This window comes from Mitsuokella jalaludinii DSM 13811, from assembly GCF_000702905.1.
Lineage (GTDB): Bacteria > Bacillota > Negativicutes > Selenomonadales > Selenomonadaceae > Mitsuokella > Mitsuokella jalaludinii.
Map to the genome: position 1 here is coordinate 35,823 of NZ_JNKR01000005.1, position 21,262 is coordinate 57,084.

A 21,262-nucleotide genomic window follows, 5' to 3' on the forward strand; every position below is an offset into this window, starting at 1 on the left:
TATGGGGTATAGCAAGATCAAGAATTAGAGGGGAGTCATTGTTTTGAGTAAACGCGTAGTAATTACGGGCCTGGGGGCCATCACCCCAATCGGTATCGGTAAGGACGCATTCTGGGAAGGCCTCATGGAAGGCAAGAACGGCATCGGCAAGATTACCCGTTTTGATGCGTCGGAGTACGGTGCACAGATCGCGGGTGAGGTCAAGGGCTTTGAGCCGACGGACTACATCGACAAGAAGGAGTCCAAGCGCATGGACCGCTATGCACAGTTCGCTGTCGCAGCGGCAAAGCTGGCAATCGAGGATGCTGGTCTCGATCTCGAGAAGGAAGACCGCGACCGCATCGGCACGTACATCGGCGCGGGCATCGGCGGCATCGAGACGATGCACGCTCAGTACAAGAAGCTCTTTGAAAAGGGACCGAGCCGCATCAGCCCGTTCTTCATCCCGATGATGATCGCGAACCTCGCTGCCGGCCAGGTCGCCATCACCTATAAGCTCCACGGTCCGTCCTCGTGCGTCGTCACGGCTTGCGCGACGGGCACGAACTGCATCGGCGACGCCTTCCGCGTCATCCAGGAAGGCAAGGCCGATGTCATGGTCGCCGGTGGCACGGAAGCAGCCATCAGCCAGGCGGCTGTCGCAGGCTTCGCTGCGATGAAGGCGCTCTGCATGGACCACAACGATGATCCGGAGCACGCATCGCGCCCGTTCGACAAGAACCGCAGCGGTTTCGTCATGGGCGAGGGCGCTGGCCTCGTCATCCTCGAGAGCCTCGAGCACGCCAAGGCGCGCGGCGCGCACATCTACGCAGAGCTCGCCGGCTATGGCGCGAACTCCGACGCCTACCACATGACGAGCCCGGCTCCGGGCGGCGAGTACCAGGCGAAGTGCATGCAGCTGGCCATCGACGATGCCGGCCTGCAGGCCGCTGACGTCGACTACGTCAACGCGCACGGCACGTCGACGCACCTCAACGATGAGGGCGAGTCGCTGGCCATCAAGGCCGTCTGGGGCGAGCATGCGAAGGACGTCTCCGTCTCGTCCATCAAGTCGATGACGGGCCATCTGCTCGGCGCTGCCGGCGGTATTGAGGCAGTTGCCACGGCACTGACGGTCGAGCGCGACATGATGCCGCCGACGATCAACTACGAGACGCCGGACGAGGGCCTCGACCTCGATTACGTGCCGAACAAGGCGCGTGCGAAGAAGGTCCGCGCGGCCATCTCGAACAACTTCGGCTTTGGCGGTCACAATGCGTGCATCGTCATGAAGAAGTACACGGAGTAATGCCTATGGGAAACGTTCGGACGGAAGGAGAAGCGCGCCGTCAGCAGCTGCTGGCGCTCTCAGAGCGCCTCGGCGTGACGTTCCACGATATCGCTCTTCTCGACCAGGCCCTGACGCATACCTCGTATGCCAATGAGTCGAAGCGGAACACGGCCCATAACGAACGTCTCGAATTCTTGGGAGATGCTGTGCTGGAGCTTGCCTCCAGCACATATCTTTATGAGCACTTCCCGGAGATGCCGGAAGGCGAGCTCACGAAGACGCGTGCGAGCATCGTCTGCTCGACGACACTCGCCAAGCTCGCGACCGGACTGCATCTCGGCGATTACCTGCTCTTGGGACGCGGCGAGGAGATGGGCGGCGGCCGCACGCGCCAGACGAACCTCGAGGACGTCTTCGAGGCCGTCATCGGCGCAGTCTACCTCGACCAGGGCTGGGAGGCGGCGCAGGCTTACGTCGTGCGCCAGCTCCGCGGCGAGTTCGAGAACGCCGAGCACGGCGCCATCCTCAAGGACTACAAGACCATCCTGCAGGAGATCGTCTTCCGCAAGGAAGGCCAGAGCATCGCCTATGAGCTCGTCTCCGAGTCCGGCCCCGACCACGCCAAGGAATTTACCTTCCGCGTGCGCGTGACGGGCAAGGTCATGGGCGAAGGCACGGGACACAGCAAGAAAGAGGCGGAGCAGCACGCTGCCCGCCGCGCTCTCGAGAAGATTGCCCCGCACACGCAGAAAAAGCGCTGAGTGCGCGCTTGCGTCAATCAAAAAAGCAAAAAACAAGGTGCTGACATTATCAGCACCTTTGTTTTATAATGGAACTAGATTGATTTTGATGGGAGGCCATATCATGAGAAAACTTACGATGCTCGGCACGGGCAATGCCATGGTGACGAAATGCTACAACACGTGCTTCTACGTGACGCTGGACGACGGTGCGCTGTTCCTGACGGATGCGGGCGGCGGCAACGGCATCCTGCGCCAGCTGGAGCTCACGGGCTTCGACTACCAGAAGTGCCATCACATGTTCGTCACGCACGGCCACACGGACCACGTGCTCGGCGTCATCTGGGTCATGCGCAAGGTCGCAGACCTCATGAATAAGGGCAAGTACGAGGGCGAGTTCCACATCTACTGCCACGACGTCGTGCGCGAGATGCTGCTGACGATGACGAAGATGACCCTCAAGAAGAAGGACTTCGCGCGCGTGGGCACGAGCATCTTCCTGCACGAGCTCAAGGACGGCTCCGTCGTCAACTTCGAGGGCGTCCAGCTCACGGCCTTCGACATCCTCTCGACGAAGGCAAAGCAGTTCGGCTACGAGCTGCGCTTCGCCGATGGCCTGCGCTTCACCTGCCTCGGCGATGAGCCCTACAACGAGCACGACGAAGTCTATGCTAAGGGTGCGGACTGGCTGCTCGCCGAAGCCTTCTGCAAGTACGGCGACCGCGATAAATTCAAGCCGTACGAGAAGAACCACTCGACGGTCAAGGAGGCCAGCGAGCTCGCCGAGAAGCTCGGCGTCAAGAACCTCGTGCTCTACCACACGGAGGACAAGAGCATCGCGACCCGCAAGCAGGCGTACACGGCCGAGGCGAAGGAATACTACCACGGCAATGTCTTCGTGCCGGATGATCTCGATGTCATCGAGATCGGCTGAGGTACGCAGCTCAGCGGGGCGTTGAGGCCATCTTCTCGATGTAGTGGTTGAGGTTCGTGATGGAGTGGCGGAGCTCCGTGCGCTCCTCCTCGCTGAGCCCCCTGAGGCTGCTGAGGAACCGCTGGCGCACGAGCTCGTTCTGGTCGTCGAGGATCTTTTCGCCCGCGCTCGTCATCGAGATGAGCATGCGGCGCCGGTCCTCGCTATCCTGCCGCTTCGTGATGAGCCCCGCGTGCAACAGTTTGTCGCAGATGTTCGTCATCTGCTGCTTTGAGATCTGCAGGCGCTGACCGATCTCCGACAGCGTCGCCCGCTTCTCGAGGCGCAGCGTCATGAGCGTCGCGAACTGGTTGAGCGGCACAGGTGTCGTCAGGTTGCGGTAGAAGTTGCGGTGGATGAGCACGAGTGTCTCGATGAAAGCCGAAGAGATCTCGGCAGAGGACTCTGGGAATGACAATGACATCGTCATGGTAAAACTCCTTCTGATCTTGCGATAATCGCGTCAAAATAGAAACGGCTGAAAAAATTAGGATTAAAATTGAATGAGACCGTTCAAATATAAGGTGGTTTTTCTTGACTTTTCTATAGATATACTATACTATAAGATGCGTTAATAGTAAACATTTATTTACTAATCGCAGAGTAAGACCCAGTAAATAGGGGAAAGTAGGGAAGGTATCGTCAGATATCACCAAAAAGGAGGTTATCTCTTTGTTTTTTGCGAAGAACAAGAAACCGTTGGCGCTCATGCTGACCTTGGCACTCTCGGCCACGGTGCTCCTCTCAGGCTGCGGCGCGAAGCAGCAGCAACAGGCAGCGGGAGCGACCCAGGTCAAGGCCATAAAGGTCCTGCAGCAGGACGCGCCGGTCAGCAGCGAGTACGCTGGTCAGGTTGTCGGCCGAGATGAGGTCAAGGTCCAGTCGAAGGTCTCCGGCAAGATTGTCGAGAAGTACTTCCACGGCGGCGACCATGTCGAAGCCGGCCAGCCGCTCTATCGACTCGACTCGCGCCAGTATGAGTCGGCCGTCCTGCAGGCACAGGCAAACCTCGCGCAGTCGCAGGCAACGCTCTCGAATGCGCAGACCGATCTCTACCGCGACCAGTCGCTGCTCGCAGCTGACGCCATCTCGGAGCAGACGGTGACGACGCAGCAGGCCAATGTCAATGCCTACTCGGCCGCGACTGCTGCCAATGAGGCGCTCGTGCAGAAAGCACAGCAGGATCTCGACGATACGGTCGTCTACGCGCCAATGTCGGGCCAGGTGTCCGTCGACGATGTCGCTGTCGGCACGTTTGCCACGGCCGGCAACACGAATCTCGTGACCATCGGCACGATCGACCCGGTCTTCGTGCAGTTCAGCATCTCGGAAGCCGAGTACCTGAAATTCCGCAACATCCAGTCCATGCAGAGTGGCTCGGGCGATGCGCTTGACGTCACGGTCAAGCTCTCCGATGGCTCGACGTACCCGATGGACGGACGCATCGTACAGGCCGACCGCGCACTCGCTCAGAACACAGGCACGCTGACGGTCAAGGCACTCTTCCCGAACCCGAACGGCCTGCTGCTGCCGGGCATGTTCGCGCGCGTCAAGCTCACGGGCGAGACGATCCCGAACGCCATCCTCGTGCCGCAGCGCGCCGTCCAGCAGTTGCTCGACAAGACGTTTGTCATGGTTGTCGGCGCTGATGGCAAATCGGAGTCGCGCAGCATTGAGCTCGGTCAGCAGATCGGCAGCTACTACATCGTCAAGAGCGGCCTCTCTGCGAACGACACGGTCGTCGTCGAGGGCCTCTCGAGCCTGACGGAGGGCAAGGATCTTGCCGTCACGATGGTGACTCCGGAAGAGATGGGCTTCTCGTTCGATGAGGATACGACGCCGTTTGACACGATGACTTCTTCGGAAGCAAACAGCGGCGACAGCAACAGCTAAAGGGGGCGGCGTCTTGTCTAAATTCTTTATCCACCGCCCGATATTCGCCATTGTCATCTCGCTGATCATCGTCATCGCCGGCTCCATTGCGGCAACGCAGCTGCCAATCGCGCAGTATCCGCAGATCTCGCCGCCGACGGTCAGCGTCAGCACGTCGTACACGGGCGCGAGTGCGGCCGTCGTCAACCAGACGGTTGCGCAGATCGTCGAGGACCAGGTCAACGGCACGCAGGGCATGGATTACATGTCCTCAACCTCCGATGATACGGGCCGCTACAGCCTGTCGGTCACGTTCGAGGTCGGCACGGATGGCGACATGGACTCGGTCAAGGTGCAGAACAACGTTGCTTCGGCGACGAGCCAGCTACCGTCTGAGGTCCAGCAGGTCGGTGTCACGACCAAGAAATCGACGAATGATATGGCGTACATGATGTCATTCTATTCGCCGGACGGCACGTATGACCGTGCCTTCATGAAGAACTACGCGACGATCTACCTGCTCGATAAGCTCAAGCGCATCAACGGCGTCGGCGATGTCCAGGTATTCGGCTCCGACTACGCGATGCGCGTCTGGCTCAATCCAGACAAGCTCGCAGAGTTGGGCCTTACGGTCGCCGATGTCTCGGCTGCCATCAAGGAGCAGAATGTCCAGGCCCCGGCCGGTACGGTCGGCGCCATGCCGGTCAACAACGGCCAGGAAAAGCAGATGTCCGGCAAGATCGAAGGCCGCCTGACGACGCCGGAGGAATTCGGCAACGTCATCATCAAGTCGAACGGTGACGGCCAGTTCGTCCGCCTCAAGGATGTTGCGAAGATCGAGACGGGCTCCCAGTCGGAAGCCATCATCTCGAAGTTCAACGGCTATCCGGCTGTCGGCTTCGGTATCAAGCTCACGAGTGATGCCAACGCCATGAAGACCATCAGTGAAGTCCGCAAGGTCTTTGATGAAGCGAAGGAGACGCTGCCGCCGGGCATGCAGATGTCGACCATCTTTGACTCCACGAGCTACATCAGCGCGTCCATCGAGGAGGTCCTCATGACTTTCCTCGAGGCACTGCTGCTCGTCGTCTTTGTCATCTTCATCTTCCTGCAGAACTGGCGCGCGACGATCATCCCGTTGCTCGCGGTGCCGGTCTCCCTGATTGGTACGCTCGGCGCGTTCATCGTGCTCGACTTCACGATCAACACATTGACACTCTTCGCGATGGTCCTTGCCATCGGCCTCGTCGTCGACGATGCCATCGTCGTCATCGAGAACGTCGAGAAGCACATGGAAGAGGGCCTGATGCCTATCGATGCGACGGAGCGCGCCATGGATGAAGTCCAGGGACCAGTCGTCGCCATCGCCATCGTCCTCTCGGCCGTCTTCGTGCCGGTTGCCTTCCTCGGTGGCATGACGGGTGTCCTCTACCGGCAGTTCGCTCTGACGATTGCCGTCTCGGTCTGCCTCTCGGCCTTCGTGGCCCTGACGCTGACGCCAGCACTCTGTGCGATGATGCTCAAGAAGCACACGGAGAAGGACGACGAGGGCGTGCTCGGCCGCTTCTTCGTCAAGTTCAACAACTGGTTTGAGCGCATGAAGCGCGGCTACGTCGGCATCGTGGCGAAGTTCATCCGCCACTCGCGCCTGGCAATCATCTTCCTGCTGATCGTCTCGGGCTGTGCCGGCATCATCTACAAGAATCTGCCTTCGACCTTCGTCCCGAATGAGGACCAGGGCTACATGTTCGCAGCCGTCGAGATGCCGGATGGCACCTCGGCCAACCGCACGCAGGCCGTTATCGACAAGCTCAACGTCGCCATGATGGAAAACGTCAAGGGCCTGCAGAGCACGATGGCCATCACGGGCTTCTCGCCACTTTCGGGTGGCTCCTCGTCTAGTGCCGGCATGATCGTCGTCGGCATGAAGGACTGGTCACAGCGTGAGGATGCGGCCTCGTCGGTCGATGCGGCTGTGCGCACGGCCTTCGGCATCGGCGCCAAGGTTGCGCCGGAAGCAACGGTCATCGCCATGAACCCGCCGGCCCTGCCAGGCCTCGGCATGACGGGTGGCTGGACACTCCAGCTGCAGGATATGACGGGCCACAGTGAGACAGAACTCAACGACGTCACCAAGAAGATTGTCGCAGAGGCCAACCAGCGTCCGGAACTCGCCGGCGTGCGCTCGACGTATTCTGTCGGCTCGCCAGTCGTCCAGTATGAGGTCGACCGCGAGAAGGTCAAGAACCTCGGCATCCAGCTCTCGGATGTCTTCACGGCCATGCAGGTCAACTACGGCGGCTATCAGGTCAACGACTTCAACCGCTTCGGTCGCAGCTATAAGGTCATGCTGCAGGCCGACAACGACTATCGCAGCTCGACCGACCAGATGAAGTTCATCTTCGTCAAGTCGAGCAAGGGCACGATGGTCCCACTCGACACGCTGCTGCGCCCGAAACTCACGTCAGGCCCGTCGAGCATCTCTCGCTTCAATGGCACGCGCTCCATCCAGATCACGGGCCAGACGGGCAATGGCTATTCCTCTGGACAGGCCATGAATGCCATCAAGGAAGTCGTCCAGGCGAACGCTGGCACGGGCTTCAACATCGAGTGGTCCGGCCAGAGCCGTGAGGAGGCCAAGGCTTCGAACTCGACGATGCAGGTCCTCGTGCTCTCACTCGTCTTCGTCTTCCTCTGCCTCGCCGCTCTCTACGAGAGCTGGAGCGTCCCGTTCGCCGTCCTCCTGACGGTGCCGACGGGCATCTTCGGCGCCCTCGTCTCCGAGTACGGCCTCTCCATCCTCGAGGCGATGTTCGGCCATCAGAACGCCGGCCTCCAGGACAGCGTCTACATGCAGATCGGTATCATCGCGATCATCGGTCTCGCGGCCAAGAACGCCATCCTGATCGTCGAGTTCGCGAAGGTCCGTGTCGACCGCGGCATGGAGCCAGTCAAGGCAGCCATCGAAGCTGCTGGCCTGCGCCTGCGCCCAATCCTCATGACGTCGTTCGCCTTCATCATCGGCTGTATCCCGCTGGCCATCGCCACGGGTGCCGGTGCTGCAGCGCGTAACGGCATGGGCGTTGCCGTCGTCGGCGGCATGCTCTTCGCGACGGCCATGGGTATCTTCCTGATTCCTGTGTTCTTCGTCGCCATGGAGTGGATTGCCGCCAAGCTCGGCCTGCTCAAGCAGGAGCGCAAGAAATCCTCGGCTGATTACATGTAATACCGTGCTCCATCGAGCTATCGATGGGCCATTCATAGAAGAGACACCTTCCTTGTCAGGAAGGTGCCTCTTTTGCTATAATGGGAATATACTGACCCCTATGCTCTGGAATCGAATGAGTCAACATAGATGCGTCAATCCCTATGGTTTGTCATGAAAGGAGAGAACTACATGGCAGCAGATAAGAAAGAAGCAGCAAGCAAACAGGAAGCGCTCGAGAACGCGCTGAAGAAGATCGAGAAGGACTTCGGCAAGGGCTCGATCATGCGCCTCGGCGATGCCAAGGCACACATGGACATCGAGGTCATCCCGACGGGCATCCTGCCGCTCGACATCGCCCTCGGCGTTGGCGGCATCCCGCGCGGCCGCATCATCGAGGTCTACGGCCCGGAGTCTTCCGGTAAGACGACGGTCACCCTGCACATGATCGCTGAGGCACAGAAGAACGGCGGCATCGCCGCCTTCATCGATGCCGAGCATGCGCTTGACCCGGTCTACGCCGCGAAACTCGGCGTCAACATCGATGACCTGCTGATCTCCCAGCCGGATACGGGCGAGCAGGCACTCGACATCGTCGACGCGCTCGTACGCAGCGGCGCCATCGACATCATCGTCGTCGACTCCGTCGCCGCACTCGTGCCGAAGGCCGAGATCGAGGGCGACATGGGCGACAGCCACGTCGGCCTGCAGGCCCGCCTCATGAGCCAGGCCATGCGCAAGCTCACGGGCATCATCGCGAAGTCCCGCACGGCTGCCATCTTCATCAACCAGATCCGCGAGAAGGTCGGCGTCATGTTTGGCAACCCGGAGACGACGACGGGCGGCCGTGCGCTGAAGTTCTACTCGTCCGTCCGCCTCGATGTCCGCAAGATCGACACGATCAAGCAGGGCCAGGATGTCATCGGCAACCGCACGCGCATCAAGGTCGTCAAGAACAAGGTCGCGCCGCCGTTCCGCACGGCAGAGTTCGACATCATGTACGGCGAGGGTGTCTCGCGCCTCTCGAGCATCATCGACATGGGCGTCGACCTCGATATCGTCGACAAGAGTGGTGCCTGGTTCTCGTACAACGGCACGCGCCTCGGACAGGGTAAGGAAAACGCCAAGCAGTCCCTGCGCGACCAGCCGGCCATCTGCGAGGAGATCGAGGCCAAGATCCGCGCCAAGCTGCTCGAGAACCCCGAGGCGGGCGATTCGCTCAAGCAGGCTGAGGCCGAGGCAGAGCGCGAGCAGGGCGAGGGCGCCCAGGCGGATGACGAAGCATGATGTACCGCAGCTACCACGCGAGCCCGCCATCTGACGAAGAGCAGCCGCGTCCGCGCCGCCGCACGCGCAGAGGGCGCACGAGAAGGGCGGAGGCAGGCGATGGGGAAGCCGTCGAGAAAACGAAGAAGCCGGAGAAGACGGCACTCGTAGCTGCTGTCGACATCCTCGCGCGCCAGGAGTACAGCGAGGCCAAGCTCTCGGAGAAGCTCGCGCGCAAGGGATACGGTGAGGAGGAGATCGCGGGCGCCATCGCGCGCCTCAAGGAGCGCCACTACCTCAACGATGCCGATGCGTGCGCACGCCAGTTTGCCTTTCTCTACACGGAGAGCCGCAACTCCGTGCGCCAGATCTGCCTCAAGCTCCGCCAGCGTGGCTTCACCAAGGAAGACATCGACGCCTGTCGGCCACGAGACATCTATGAGCGCGAGAAACAGGCTGCCCTGCGCGTGCTCACCCTCAAGTACCCGCGCGACGCCGAGCGCCAGAAGATGATGGCCAATCTCTACCAAAAGGGATTTGAAGCAGGAACCGCGAGGGATGCTGTCGAAACATATAAGAGTCAGGGCGTTCCCGAGGACGGAACGTCCTGATATAAACATGCTTCCAGCACCGTACGCGCTTCCTGCCGTGCGGATACCACAAGAAATGAGGGATTCCATGGGACGCCTTAACGTTCGCTTTGATGCGCAGAGCCTGCGCGAAATGTTCTTCAACTGCCAGGGCAGGCTGAACCGCAAGCCGTTCATCCTGCGCCTGTTCGGTGTCATCTTCTTCTGCACCTTTGTCGCCATGCTGCTCTACACGCTGTTCTACAGCGGCTTCGGCAGCAAGACGGTCGCCGACGGGGCGGCCATCGTGATTTCTATCGTCGAGGTCATCGCCATCTACACACTCGTCGTGCGCCGGCTCCATGACCTCGGCATGGGACAGCCGCTGGCCATCGTCTACCTCGTCATCGCCATCCTGCAGCCGTTCTTCTTCCGCCTGATCGCGGACCTGCCCGAGGACAGCATGGAAGCACAAGTCGTGCAGGCGCTCAACCTCTTCACGATGCTCCTGATCGTCTGCCTCATGCTGATTCGCGGCAAGCAAGGCCCGAACCAGTATGGCGAAGACCCGCTGGAGAACTGAATAACCGATACGTTACGCCGCCAGTTGCGGCGTTTCTTTTTTGCCGCGCCTATGCTATAATTTGAAGAAAGTAGGTTTTTATTTGGGAGGAAAAAAATTGAGCAAGCCTGTAAATGAAATGATTCTCGTACTGGACTTCGGTGGCCAGTACAATCAGCTCATCGCGCGCCGCGTGCGCGAGAACCATGTCTACTGCGAAGTCCATCCGCAGTCGCTTTCGCTGGAGAAGATCCGCGAGATGGCGCCGAAGGGCATCATCCTGACGGGCGGCCCGAACAGCGTCTACACGGAAGACGCCGTGACCTGCAGCCCCGAGATCTTCAATCTCGGCATCCCGGTGCTCGGCATCTGCTACGGCTCGCAGCTCATGGCACATCTGCTCGGCGGCAAGGTCGAGACGGCGCCGACGAGCGAGTACGGCAAGACGGAAGTCACGCTCAATGAAGCGGGCAAGAGCTCGAAGCTCTTTGAAGGCGTGCGCGAGAAGAGCATCTGCTGGATGAGCCATACGGACTACATCGCCAAGGCACCAGAAGGCTTCACGGTCACGGCCTTCACGCCGGTCTGCCCGGTCGCCGCGATGGAGAATGCCGAGCGCCGCCTCTACGCGACGCAGTTCCATCCGGAAGTCATGCACACGGAGCAGGGCAAGGAGATGCTCCACAACTTCGTCTACAGCGTCTGCGAGTGCAAGGGCGACTGGAAGATGGACTCCTTCGTCAAGACGACGATCGCAGAGCTCAAGGCCAAGATTGGCACGGGCAAGGCACTCTGCGCGCTGTCGGGCGGCGTCGACTCGTCCGTCGCAGCCGTGCTGCTCTCCAAGGCCATCGGCAAGCAGCTGACCTGTGTCTTCGTCGACCACGGCCTGCTGCGCAAGGATGAGGGCGACCAGGTCGAGGCCGTCTTCGGACCGGAAGGACCGTACGACCTCAACTTCATCCGCGTCAACGCCAAGGACCGCTTCTACGAGAAGCTCAAGGGCGTGACGGAACCGGAGAAGAAGCGCAAGATCATCGGCGAGGAATTCATCCGCGTCTTCGAGGAAGAGGCCAAGAAGATCGGTGCCGTCGACTACCTCGTCCAGGGCACGATCTACCCGGACGTCATCGAGAGCGGCCTCGGCAAGTCGGCCGTCATCAAGAGCCACCACAACGTCGGCGGCCTGCCGGACTTCGTCGACTTCAAGGAGATCGTCGAGCCGCTGCGCCTGCTCTTCAAGGATGAAGTGCGCGCCGCCGGCCGCGAGCTCGGCCTGCCGGAGTACCTCGTGAGCCGTCAGCCGTTCCCGGGGCCCGGTCTCGGCATCCGCATCATCGGCGAGGTCACGGCCGAGAAGGTCAAGATTGTCCAGGAAGCCGATGCCATCTACCGCGAGGAAGTCGCCAAGGCCGGCGTCGAGGGTCTTGGCCAGTACTTCGCCGCGCTGACGAACATGCGCAGCGTCGGCGTCATGGGCGACGGCCGCACCTACGACTACGCCATCGCCCTGCGCGCCGTCATGACGAGCGACTTCATGACCGCCGAGAGCGCCCAGCTGCCGTGGGAAGTCCTGCAGAAGACCACGAGCCGCATCGTCAACGAAGTCAAAGGCGTCAACCGCGTGCTCTACGACTGCACCGGCAAACCGCCCGCAACGATCGAATGGGAGTGAGTTTTTGAAACTCCGAACCCGTTGCGGCACAACGATTTTGCGGTTTTATATCTCTCTTTTGATAACGATTTGATAACGCTCCCCATAGGCCGTATCATTCTGTATCCCCAGTGGATTGCGGGTAAAGAATGTTCTTTTGCGGCTTATAAGTGAGGACAACCATATTAGAAAGCCCTTACCGATGGCAACGTCGGTAAGGGCTTTTGCTGTCTATTCATCAGTATCGGGGCTATCTTTGAGTGCATCCACCAGGAAATCACTCAATTCCTGTGAGGGAACTTTTGCCCACCGCAGGGTGGTGTCGTACTTGGGGTAGTTGTACCGCCAGCGGTCATAGTCCTCCCTGGTGATCTCCCCGGCCTCCAGCTTCTTGGCCTGCTCCGCCCAGGCGGACAGCATATCAAGCATATTGGCATAGGTCTTGCCTTTGGATTTGTCCAGACGCAGACAAACCTCGCCGTCAATCTCCCCAATAGTCAGCCCCCGAATATCCTCCAAAGCAAAGAGGGTGTGCATCAGGCCGATGTCGGTATCTATGTCAGGGACGGTCAGGGCATCAGGGGAAATATCAAAGAAGTCAGCCAGGGTCTTTGTCAGGTCGGCCTTGGGGGTGCGGCTCCCGGTTTCATACTGTGCCATACGCACATCGGCGGAGCGTTCCGGGAAACCCACCACCATGCCAAGATACTTCTGTGTGATGCCCTTCATGTTGCGGAAGAAACGAATACGTTCACCAATCGCCATAACTGCCAACTCCAATCTATGTAATGGGGACACTTGAAGTATAACAGATATGTTTAGACCAGTCAAGAGAAAAATAAATAAATTTGTTTATATTTTCTCGTTGGAAGGTCTTGACATAACGGAATAGAGTTAGTATAATAGGACTACGTTAAGCAAATAGCGTTAAATCAAAAGAAAGGAGGAATCCATATGGAGAACAGATTCATCCGGGCGGAAGAAGTTGCGGACGAGCTGGGTGTATCGAAGCCCTACGCCTATAAACTCATCCGGCAGCTCAACGAAGAATTGAAGGACAAGGGCTTCATCACCATCGCAGGGCGGGTCAACCGCCAGTATTTCAACGAACGGCTCTACGGGGCCAGAAAGGAAGGGAACTAAATGCCAGTCTTTAAGGACGAAGCAAGAGGAACATGGTACGTCATGGTGCGGTATCAGGACTGGACGGGGGAGCGCAAACAGAAGTGCAAGCGTGGCTTTGCCACCAAACGGGAGGCCCAGGAGTGGGAGCGCAGTTTCCAGATGCAGACCTCCGGCGACCTGGATATGACCTTTGAAGCCTTTACCGAGCTTTACACCAAGGATATGAAACCCCGGCTCAAGGAGAACACCTGGCTGACCAAGGAGAACATCATCCAGAAGAAAATTCTGCCCTACTTTGGCAAGCGGAAGATTAGCGAGATCACCACCAAGGACGTGATCGCATGGCAGAACGAGTTGCTGGCCTACCGGGACGAGAAGCGCAAGCCCTACTCGGCTACCTACCTCAAAACCCTGCACAACCAGCTTAGCGCCATCTTCAATCACGCTGTCCGCTTCTATGAGCTGCGCTCCAATCCCGCCGCCAAGGCTGGGAACATGGGGTCAGAGGAACGGAAGGAAATGCTGTTCTGGACGAAAGCGGAGTACCAGAAGTTTGCAGATGCCATGATGGACAAGCCCGTTTCCTACTACGCCTTTGAAATGCTCTACTGGTGTGGTATTCGGGAGGGGGAACTGCTGGCCCTGACCCCGGCAGACTTTGACTTTGAGGCCGGGACGGTGAAAATCAGCAAGTCCTATCAGCGGCTCCACGGCAAGGACGTCATTACCACGCCAAAGACGAAGAAAAGCAACCGCACCATTAAAATGCCCAACTTCCTCTGTGACGAGATGAAGGATTACCTGGGGATGCTCTACGGTATCAAGAAGAAGGAGCGCATTTTCACCATCACGAAAAGCTATCTCCACCATGAGATGGACAGAGGGGCGAAGTCGGCAGGGGTCAAGCGTATCAGAATCCACGACCTCCGGCATTCGCACATCTCACTTCTGATTGACATGGGCTTCTCCGCTGTGGCGATTGCTGACCGTGTGGGGCATGAGAGTATCGAGATCACCTATCGCTATGCCCACCTGTTTCCGTCCAAGCAGACGGAAATGGCAGACAAATTGGACTTTGAAAGGATGGGAGCGTAATGTCAGCTAAGAATTTGGACACTCACAACCGCTGGAGGAACAAGACCGTGGCCTTCCGGGTATCCCCGGAGGAAAACAAGCAGATTGACGCCGCTGTGCGGCTCTCTGGCCTGACGAAGCAGGACTACATCACCCGGCGGCTCTTAGACCGGGCCGTGGTGGTGCAGGGCAATCCCAGGGTCTACAAGGCCCTGCGTGACCAACTCGCCGCCGTCCTGGGGGAACTGCGGCGCATTGAGGCCGGGGGCGACGTGGGGGATGAACTTCTCGCCACCATTGACCTTATCTCAGTGACGCTGGGCGGCATGAAGGAGGATTGATAGATTGATGGATTCCAGAGAAACGAAAAGGACTGTCCCGGTTCCGTCTGTTGGCGCAGACGGGGAACAGCCCAATTCTCAAACAACTACCCAAAGTATAGCAGAGGAAACGGCTGAAAACAACCCCCAAGAGAAAGATTTAGAGGAAATGCTCCGGGATATGCGGCGCATGAACGACCCAGCCTACCTCCACACAGTTTCCATGAACGACCTTTACCAGAACATCTACCAGAGCAGACCGCCCGTAATAGACGGTCTGCTCTACCCTGGGACGTACCTCTTTGCGGGAGCGCCCAAGGTGGGCAAGTCGTTCCTGATGGCCCAGCTTGCCTACCATGTCAGCATGGGCCTCCCCCTGTGGGGCTACCCTGTCCACAAGGGGACTGTCCTCTATCTGGCGTTGGAGGACGACCACCGCCGCTTGCAGGGGCGGCTATACCGAATGTTCGGCACAGAGGGCACCGACAATCTGCTCTTTGCGGTCTACGCCAAACAGCTTGGCGTTGGCCTGGAGGAACAGCTAAAGAAGTTCGTCCGGGAACACCCGAACACCAAGCTGATTATCATTGACACCCTCCAGAAAATCCGGGAGGCTGGTGGGGATAAGTACAGCTACGCCAACGATTACGAGGTGGTGGGTAAGCTGAAACGCCTTGCCGATGATTGCGGCGTCTGCCTCCTGCTGGTACACCACACTCGAAAGCAACAGGCAGATGACAAATTCGATATGATCTCCGGCACCAACGGTCTGCTGGGAGCGGCGGACGGGGCCTTTCTTCTTCAAAAGGAGAAGCGGACAGACGGCAGCGCCGTTCTGGACGTGGCCGGGCGTGACCAGCAAGACCAGCGATTCTATCTTACCAGGGACAAGGAACGGCTGATATGGACGCTGGAGCGTACGGAAACGGAGGCATGGACAGAGCCGCCCGACCCGGTGCTGGAGGCCATAGCCGCCCTTGTGACGGCGGAGAAGCCGACCTGGGGTGGTACGGCCACCGAGCTGGTAGCGGCGCTCCAGACCGACATGAAGCCCAACGCCCTGGCGATGCGGCTAAACGTCCGGGCCGGGAAGCTGCTGATAGACTACCACATCCGCTATGAGAACAGCAGGAGCCACGCCGGGAGAAGTATCAGCCTGACGCTGGAACCGTCCCAGGCGTGACGACCGTGACGGCTGTGACGGCTTTTTTGAGAGTGGCGGCGGTGTCTGAAACATCGTCACGGTCGTCACGGCTGTCACGGGGAGCAGCAAAGTTTAGGCGGGGTGCAGGGTGCCCTTTTCAAAGGGCGGCCCTGCTGGGGGAGGCAACCGCAGTTGCCGGGGGCAAAGCCCCCACACCCCCTCGGAGAGCCCACGACACTTTGCAGACCGAAGGGATGAAAGTGTCATAGTGGGTTATTACACTTCCTGCAGGAAGTGCCTCCCCCGAACCCCCGTCCTCTTTCAACAACCCAACATCTGAAACAGGAGGATTTTTGCCTATGGCGAGAGGCGACGGTATTGACCGTACCAACGCAAGAAATATGAGGCTGACCGAAACCAAGATCGGTAACACCCAGCAGCACAACGAGCGTGAGAAGGATTCCTATGTCAATCAGGACATTGTACTGGAGCGGACGCCGCTCAATGTCCATTTCAAAACCCCGTCTGCCGGGTATCGGGAGATGTTTGCTCAAATGGAGGCCGACGGCGTGATCTCCACCCGTGGCATCAAGGAGGATGCCTTTCGATACGGTGAGTTGGTCTTTGATGTAAACTCCGCTTACTTCTACAATCACGGCGGGTATGACTTCGCAAAACAATTTTACACCGAAGCCTATAAAGCCGCAATCAAAATCGTGGGCGGAGAGCAGTATATTTTGTCGGCGGTCATGCACGCTGACGAGCGCAACCGGGCCATGTCCGAGGCGCTGGGGGAGGACGTGTACCACTACCACCTCCATGTGGTTTATATCCCGGTAGTGGAGAAGGAGATACGCTGGACAAAGCGGTGCAAGGACAAGTCCCTGGTGGGCAAGGTCAAGGAAACGATCATGCAGGTGAGCATGAGCAAGAAGTGGGCGTCCAAGCCCATTCTGGACGAAACTACCGGGGAGCCGTTACGCACAGCTAAGGGCAAACCCGTTCTACGAAAGTCGTACAGTGTCCTGCAAGATGATTTCTTTGAGCATATGCGCTCCGCTGGCTATGACGATGTAGAGCGTGGGGAACGTGGTAGTTCCGAAGAACATTTGACTGTTACGCAGTTCAAGACGGAGCGTGAGCAGGAACGGCTTGCACAGCTTCAAGAGGTGTCGGCGCTGGCCCAGGTTGAGGCCGACAAAAAGAATAAGGAGGCAGCATCAGCTGAGAAGAAAGCGGCCCAGGCCAGGGCTAAGCTGGACGATGTAGCGCCCTTGCTCAAGGGCATGGAGAAACTGGCGGCGGACTTCTCCGACGACCCGGAGCGGACGCTGCCGGAGGCGGGGCCGCTGGAATCGGCCAAGTCCTACCGGGAGAAAAAGGCCAAGCCCCTTTGGGAGAAGATCGTCAAGGTGCTGCGCTCCGTCTACCGGGCCTACTTCGACCTCAAGAGCAAGTTTGAGCGGTTGCAGAGCGCCTATGATCGTGAGGTCAGTAAGAACGGCTCCCTGTCAGCCAGGATTTATGAGGTTTGTGCCGAGAGGGACGGCTTGAAAGGGCAAGTCAGGGACTATGAGCGGGTCAGACGGGCCATTGGCCCGGAACAGGCGGACAGGATACTGGAGGCAGCTTACCAGCAGGAACAGGTCGAAAAGGAGCAGAAATGGGGTGCAAGGTCAAAAATAAGGGTAGGCGCACGATAATCACAAAAAATGGAGGTAATTTCATGGAAAAGTACATCTTTGACGAGGGCAACGGTCTGTGGTATGAGTTGCAGAGGGACTAACAATATTCGGGCGTGTGCGGCGGAAATCGTGGACACAGAAATTATTTGCGCATGAGGCCCCAAATCGGAGGGTGTCCCGGTGAATGCCCTCCTGATTTATTTGGGACAGCGGGTAAAAACTTCTTGCATTTTAGAGTGTGCTATGCTATACTGCTGTCATACTGATTTGAGGAGTCTATTCAACATGCGGCAAGGTATTCTTAAATAAAATTTGATAATGGGCACAAAAATAATTGCCCCTTGCAGGGGCTTGGTTTTTGTACCCAATTTAAGAATGCTTTTGCCTTTTTATCAAATATCGTGACGGATAACGGCTCATGTTAGCTGAATGCGTTTCTATGTATCCGAAGTCATGATCCCCAGCGGTAAAAGTATTTGCCGCTGGGGATTTTTGCGCCCTTTTGGGCCTTGTATGGAGGATAGACATGAACATTATCAATATCGGGATTCTTGCCCATGTAGATGCGGGCAAGACGACACTGACAGAAAGCCTGCTGTATGCCAGCGGAACCATTTCAGAGCCGGGGAGCGTCGAAAAAGGGACAACGAGAACGGACACTATGTTTTTGGAGCGGCAGCGTGGAATTACCATTCAAACGGCAGTCACTTCTTTCCAGTGGCACAGTTGTAAAGTCAATATTGTGGATACTCCCGGCCACATGGATTTCTTGGCAGAGGTATACCGCTCTCTGGCTGTTTTGGACGGGGCCATCTTGGTGCTCTCCGCTAAAGATGGCGTGCAGGCCCAGACCCGTGTTCTGTTCCATGCCCTACGGAAATTGAACATCCCCACCATTATCTTTATCAACAAGATCGACCAGGTTGGCATTGATTTGGAGAGCGTATATCAGTCTGTTCGGGATAAGCTCTCCGCTGATATTATCATCAAGCAGACAGTGTCGCTGTCCTCGAAAATAACTCTGACAGAAAACACTAGTGCAGAGGTGTGGGATTCGGTCATCGAAAATAACGATGAGTTATTGGCAAAGTATATCGCAGGAGAATCAATCAGTCAGAAAGAACTTGCGCAAGAAGAACAGCGGCGAGTTCAAGACGCCTCCCTGCTCCCGGTCTATCATGGTAGCGCCAAAAACGGCCTTGGCATTCAACAGTTGATGGATGCGGTGATAGGGCTGTTCCAATCGACCAAGGAACAGGGGAGCGCCGCCCTGTGCGGTAGAGTTTTTAAGGTGGAGTATACAGATTGCGGCCAGAGGCTTGTCTATCTGCGGCTATACAGCGGAACGCTGCGTCTGCGGGATACGGTGGCCCTAGCCGGGAGAGAAAAGCTGAAAATCACAGAGATGCGTATTCCATCCAAAGGGGAGATTGTTCGGACAGATACCGCCCATAAGGGCGAAATTGTCATCCTTCCCAGCGACAGCTTGAGATTAAACGATATATTGGGGGACAAAACCCAACTTCCTCGTGAAATGTGGAGTGATGTTCCCTTCCCTATGCTGCGGACGACGATTACGCCAAAAACGGCAGAGCAAAGAGACCGGTTGCTGGACGCTCTTACGCAAATTGCGGATACTGACCCGCTTTTGCACTACGAGGTGGATTCCACCACCCATGAGATCATTCTTTCTTTTTTGGGTCGGATGCAGTTGGAGGTTGTTTCCGCTTTGCTGACGGAAAAATACAAGATTGAAACAGCAGTGAAGGAACCCACCGTCATTTATTTAGAGCGGCCGCTCAAAGTGGCCAGTCACACCATCCATATCGAGGTGCCGCCTAACCCGTTTTGGGCATCTATCGGACTGTCTGTTACACCGCTCCCGCTTGGCTCCGGTGTAAAATACGAGAGCCGGGTTTCCCTGGGATACCTGAACCAGAGTTTTCAAAACGCTGTCATGGATGGTATCCGTTACGGTTTGGGGCAAGGCTTGTGTGGCTGGAACGTAACGGACTGTAAGATTTGCTTTGAATACGGACTTTACTATAGCCCGGTCAGTACGCCGGCGGACTTCCGCTCATTGGCCCCGATTGTATTGGAACAGGCATTGAAGAAATCTGGGACGCAGTTGCTGGAACCTTATCTCTCCTTCACCCTCTATGCGCCCCAGGAATACCTTTCCAGGGCTTATCATGATGCGCCGAAATACTGTGCCACCATCGAAACGGCCCAGATAAAAAAGGATGAAGTTGTCTTTACTGGCGAGATTCCCGCCCGTTGCATACAGGCATACCGTACTGATTTGGCCTTTTACACCAACGGGCGGAGTGTGTGCCTGACGGAACTGAAAGGGTATCAGGCCACTGTCGGCGAGCCAATCATCCAGCCCCGTCGTCCAAACAGCCGTTTGGATAAGGTGCGCCATATGTTCAGTAAGATTCCTTGATACGCCACAGCAAGGATGGTTATTGCATTTCCCTGCCTTTCGTGGTAAAATGTAGTTGTAAACCACCAGAGAAAACAACAACCCTGCTACCCCCCGTTATCACCACCGATAACAATTTGATAACAGCCCATCGTATAGGGCTGGATAATATGGACACATCAAATAATCAAAAAAATGAGGTATCAAATTTATGAAGCAAAATCCGTTAAATATGATGCCCAACAACGAATTCGAATAAGAGCCATACTAGCAACAAAAAGGCCTGCTCGCATTGAGCAGGCCTTTCTTTTGTCGCTTCCATCCCGTATACTATAACTAGATACGGACTTTATCATATCTTTGACGGGCACAAGAAGCATCCGGCGCGCAGCAAGGTCCTGCTGTTGGCCTTGGCAATGGGATTGACAGTCAAGGAAGCACAGCATCTGCTGTACTATGCAGGCTGTGAGGCACTTTACGCCCGCAACTCCTTTGATAGTATCATCTGGTATGCCTTAGAGCATCATCTTAATGTCATTGATGCGAATCTGCTGCTCGAACGGCTGGGAGAGAAACCACTTGCATGACTTCTAGCGGACAGTTCAGTCTTCGTGGAAGAACTCGATGATCTTGTGGATGGCGAGTGCCATGTGGTTGGGGTTCTGGAACGGGTGATTGGCGCCCTCGACGGGGATGAATTCGATGACGTTGTTCTCGGCAAAGTCTTTTGCGTCCTCGAACGGGATCATCTCGTCTTTCGTGCCGTGCAGGATCAGCATATCGTCGGCGAAGTCGAAGTACTCGTGGTCGAGCGGGCAGAAGGACTTGAGGTCGTCGAAGAAGGCCTGGTCGACTTTCATCTTGCGCTCGAAGCCGACCTGGATTTCCTTGCCCTTTGCGAGTTTCGTCTTGTCGGCGTCTGGGATGCGGCTGTACATTGTCTCATACATGTGGATGGCCGGGCAGCGCAGCGCAATCTTGCGGAAGGGGTTGCCGACCTCGATGAGGTAGCGCAGTGTCAGGTAGCCGCCGAGGCTCGTCGAGTAGATGCAGACATCCTTGGCCTGCAGCTCGCGCTTGGCGTATTCGGTGACGATGGTCAAGTAGGTCAGGCACTTGCCGACCGTCAATTTCTTGCGCGCGTCCATGCCGTGACAGGGCCAGTCAAAGGCGATGACGCCCCAGCCCTTGAACTTTGATGTCAGATGTTCGCCAAAATTCGATGTGCCGGCGGTTTCCTTGTTGCTGCCGAAGCCATGCGTGACGATGGCGATGTGGTCGAAGGACCGCGCCGTCTTGTCGCTTGCGCTGCAGATGAGCTTGCAGCGGATGCTCAGGCCTTGCTCATTGATGTCAAAATGCTTTTCCATATCTAAAA

19 protein-coding genes are annotated in these 21,262 nt (G+C 57.4%); 16 read left to right on the plus strand and 3 right to left on the minus strand.

Annotation, left to right across the window (positions count from 1 at the left end; all coding sequences use genetic code 11):
• The first annotated feature begins 43 nt into the window (after positions 1-43).
• The 3 genes from fabF to T518_RS04710 all read left to right on the plus strand — a co-directional run bounded on the left by fabF (position 44) and on the right by T518_RS04710 (position 2,944).
• On the plus strand, positions 44-1,288 hold the full coding sequence (gene fabF / locus T518_RS04700) for a beta-ketoacyl-ACP synthase II (protein WP_036376003.1): 1,245 nt from the start codon (positions 44-46) through the stop codon (positions 1,286-1,288).
• Positions 1,288-2,031: a ribonuclease III gene (gene rnc / locus T518_RS04705; RefSeq protein WP_081828419.1), complete on the plus strand. Its 744-nt coding sequence runs from the start codon at positions 1,288-1,290 to the stop codon at positions 2,029-2,031. Before fabF ends, rnc begins: the two co-directional genes overlap by 1 nt.
• A 103-nt stretch (positions 2,032-2,134) precedes the next feature.
• On the plus strand, positions 2,135-2,944 hold the full coding sequence (locus T518_RS04710) for an MBL fold metallo-hydrolase (protein WP_036376006.1): 810 nt from the start codon (positions 2,135-2,137) through the stop codon (positions 2,942-2,944).
• Between the two features lie 10 nt (positions 2,945-2,954).
• Here T518_RS04710 and T518_RS04715 read toward each other — a convergent pair whose 3' ends face one another.
• Entirely contained in the window at positions 2,955-3,413 is a 459-nt protein-coding gene (locus T518_RS04715; protein ID WP_036376010.1) for a MarR family winged helix-turn-helix transcriptional regulator, read from the minus strand.
• 242 nt (positions 3,414-3,655) lie between these two features.
• On the opposite strand from T518_RS04715, the gene T518_RS04720 reads away from it, so the two are divergent.
• From T518_RS04720 to guaA, 6 genes are all read left to right on the plus strand, one after another.
• Positions 3,656-4,876: an efflux RND transporter periplasmic adaptor subunit gene (locus T518_RS04720; protein ID WP_036376013.1), complete on the plus strand. Its 1,221-nt coding sequence runs from the start codon at positions 3,656-3,658 to the stop codon at positions 4,874-4,876.
• A gap of 13 nt (positions 4,877-4,889) precedes the next feature.
• Entirely contained in the window at positions 4,890-8,081 is a 3,192-nt protein-coding gene (locus T518_RS04725) for an efflux RND transporter permease subunit (protein ID WP_036376016.1), read from the plus strand.
• Positions 8,082-8,252: 171 nt separating this feature from the next.
• Positions 8,253-9,347 (plus strand): recombinase RecA, encoded by a 1,095-nt coding sequence (gene recA / locus T518_RS04730; protein ID WP_248617157.1) that lies wholly within the window; start codon positions 8,253-8,255, stop codon positions 9,345-9,347.
• Positions 9,344-9,937: a regulatory protein RecX gene (locus T518_RS04735; protein WP_036376020.1), complete on the plus strand. Its 594-nt coding sequence runs from the start codon at positions 9,344-9,346 to the stop codon at positions 9,935-9,937. Before recA ends, T518_RS04735 begins: the two co-directional genes overlap by 4 nt.
• Before the next feature lie 67 nt (positions 9,938-10,004).
• Complete coding sequence (locus tag T518_RS04740) at positions 10,005-10,478, plus strand: DUF805 domain-containing protein (protein WP_036376022.1); 474 nt, start codon at positions 10,005-10,007, stop codon at positions 10,476-10,478.
• Between the two features lie 118 nt (positions 10,479-10,596).
• Entirely contained in the window at positions 10,597-12,132 is a 1,536-nt protein-coding gene (gene guaA / locus T518_RS04745) for a glutamine-hydrolyzing GMP synthase (protein ID WP_036376024.1), read from the plus strand.
• A gap of 210 nt (positions 12,133-12,342) precedes the next feature.
• Here guaA and T518_RS04750 read toward each other — a convergent pair whose 3' ends face one another.
• Positions 12,343-12,876 (minus strand): helix-turn-helix domain-containing protein, encoded by a 534-nt coding sequence (locus T518_RS04750; RefSeq protein ID WP_019541686.1) that lies wholly within the window; start codon positions 12,874-12,876, stop codon positions 12,343-12,345.
• A 189-nt stretch (positions 12,877-13,065) separates the two neighbouring features.
• On the opposite strand from T518_RS04750, the gene T518_RS04755 reads away from it, so the two are divergent.
• The 7 genes from T518_RS04755 (at position 13,066) to T518_RS04785 (ending at position 20,471) form a co-directional block, all read left to right on the plus strand.
• On the plus strand, positions 13,066-13,254 hold the full coding sequence (locus T518_RS04755) for a helix-turn-helix transcriptional regulator (protein ID WP_016412724.1): 189 nt from the start codon (positions 13,066-13,068) through the stop codon (positions 13,252-13,254).
• Entirely contained in the window at positions 13,255-14,331 is a 1,077-nt protein-coding gene (locus T518_RS04760; RefSeq protein ID WP_019541685.1) for a site-specific integrase, read from the plus strand. It abuts the gene before it with no gap.
• On the plus strand, positions 14,331-14,651 hold the full coding sequence (locus tag T518_RS04765) for a plasmid mobilization protein (RefSeq protein ID WP_019541684.1): 321 nt from the start codon (positions 14,331-14,333) through the stop codon (positions 14,649-14,651). The genes T518_RS04760 and T518_RS04765 overlap by 1 nt, the downstream gene beginning before the upstream one ends.
• A gap of 7 nt (positions 14,652-14,658) precedes the next feature.
• A complete protein-coding gene (locus T518_RS04770) occupies positions 14,659-15,813 on the plus strand; it encodes a helicase RepA family protein (protein WP_031583915.1) in 1,155 nt (384 codons plus the stop codon).
• Between the two features lie 320 nt (positions 15,814-16,133).
• Entirely contained in the window at positions 16,134-17,477 is a 1,344-nt protein-coding gene (locus T518_RS04775; RefSeq protein ID WP_036376036.1) for a plasmid recombination protein, read from the plus strand.
• Positions 17,478-17,985: 508 nt separating this feature from the next.
• A complete protein-coding gene (locus T518_RS04780; RefSeq protein ID WP_011526261.1) occupies positions 17,986-19,905 on the plus strand; it encodes a tetracycline resistance ribosomal protection protein Tet(W) in 1,920 nt (639 codons plus the stop codon).
• 383 nt (positions 19,906-20,288) lie between these two features.
• On the plus strand, positions 20,289-20,471 hold the full coding sequence (locus T518_RS04785; RefSeq protein ID WP_211248177.1) for a hypothetical protein: 183 nt from the start codon (positions 20,289-20,291) through the stop codon (positions 20,469-20,471).
• Positions 20,472-20,486: 15 nt separating this feature from the next.
• On the opposite strand, the gene T518_RS04790 is transcribed toward T518_RS04785, so the two are convergent.
• A complete protein-coding gene (locus T518_RS04790; protein WP_036376041.1) occupies positions 20,487-21,254 on the minus strand; it encodes an alpha/beta hydrolase family protein in 768 nt (255 codons plus the stop codon).
• Between the last annotated feature and the right edge of the window lie 8 nt (positions 21,255-21,262).

What these genes read in the sequence shown, in the direction of transcription:
- rnc (WP_081828419.1), top strand. Translation starts at nt 1,288, where the DNA reads ATGCCTATGGGAAACGTTCGGACGGAAGGAGAAGCGCGCCGTCAGCAG.
- T518_RS04710 (WP_036376006.1), top strand. Translation starts at nt 2,135, where the DNA reads ATGAGAAAACTTACGATGCTCGGCACGGGCAATGCCATGGTGACGAAA.
- T518_RS04715 (WP_036376010.1), bottom strand. Translation starts at nt 3,413, where the DNA reads ATGACGATGTCATTGTCATTCCCAGAGTCCTCTGCCGAGATCTCTTCG.
- recA (WP_248617157.1), top strand. Translation starts at nt 8,253, where the DNA reads ATGGCAGCAGATAAGAAAGAAGCAGCAAGCAAACAGGAAGCGCTCGAG.
- T518_RS04735 (WP_036376020.1), top strand. Translation starts at nt 9,344, where the DNA reads ATGATGTACCGCAGCTACCACGCGAGCCCGCCATCTGACGAAGAGCAG.
- T518_RS04740 (WP_036376022.1), top strand. Translation starts at nt 10,005, where the DNA reads ATGGGACGCCTTAACGTTCGCTTTGATGCGCAGAGCCTGCGCGAAATG.
- guaA (WP_036376024.1), top strand. Translation starts at nt 10,597, where the DNA reads ATGATTCTCGTACTGGACTTCGGTGGCCAGTACAATCAGCTCATCGCG.
- T518_RS04750 (WP_019541686.1), bottom strand. Translation starts at nt 12,876, where the DNA reads ATGGCGATTGGTGAACGTATTCGTTTCTTCCGCAACATGAAGGGCATC.
- T518_RS04755 (WP_016412724.1), top strand. Translation starts at nt 13,066, where the DNA reads ATGGAGAACAGATTCATCCGGGCGGAAGAAGTTGCGGACGAGCTGGGT.
- T518_RS04760 (WP_019541685.1), top strand. Translation starts at nt 13,255, where the DNA reads ATGCCAGTCTTTAAGGACGAAGCAAGAGGAACATGGTACGTCATGGTG.
- T518_RS04765 (WP_019541684.1), top strand. Translation starts at nt 14,331, where the DNA reads ATGTCAGCTAAGAATTTGGACACTCACAACCGCTGGAGGAACAAGACC.
- T518_RS04770 (WP_031583915.1), top strand. Translation starts at nt 14,659, where the DNA reads ATGGATTCCAGAGAAACGAAAAGGACTGTCCCGGTTCCGTCTGTTGGC.
- T518_RS04775 (WP_036376036.1), top strand. Translation starts at nt 16,134, where the DNA reads ATGGCGAGAGGCGACGGTATTGACCGTACCAACGCAAGAAATATGAGG.
- T518_RS04780 (WP_011526261.1), top strand. Translation starts at nt 17,986, where the DNA reads ATGAACATTATCAATATCGGGATTCTTGCCCATGTAGATGCGGGCAAG.
- T518_RS04790 (WP_036376041.1), bottom strand. Translation starts at nt 21,254, where the DNA reads ATGGAAAAGCATTTTGACATCAATGAGCAAGGCCTGAGCATCCGCTGC.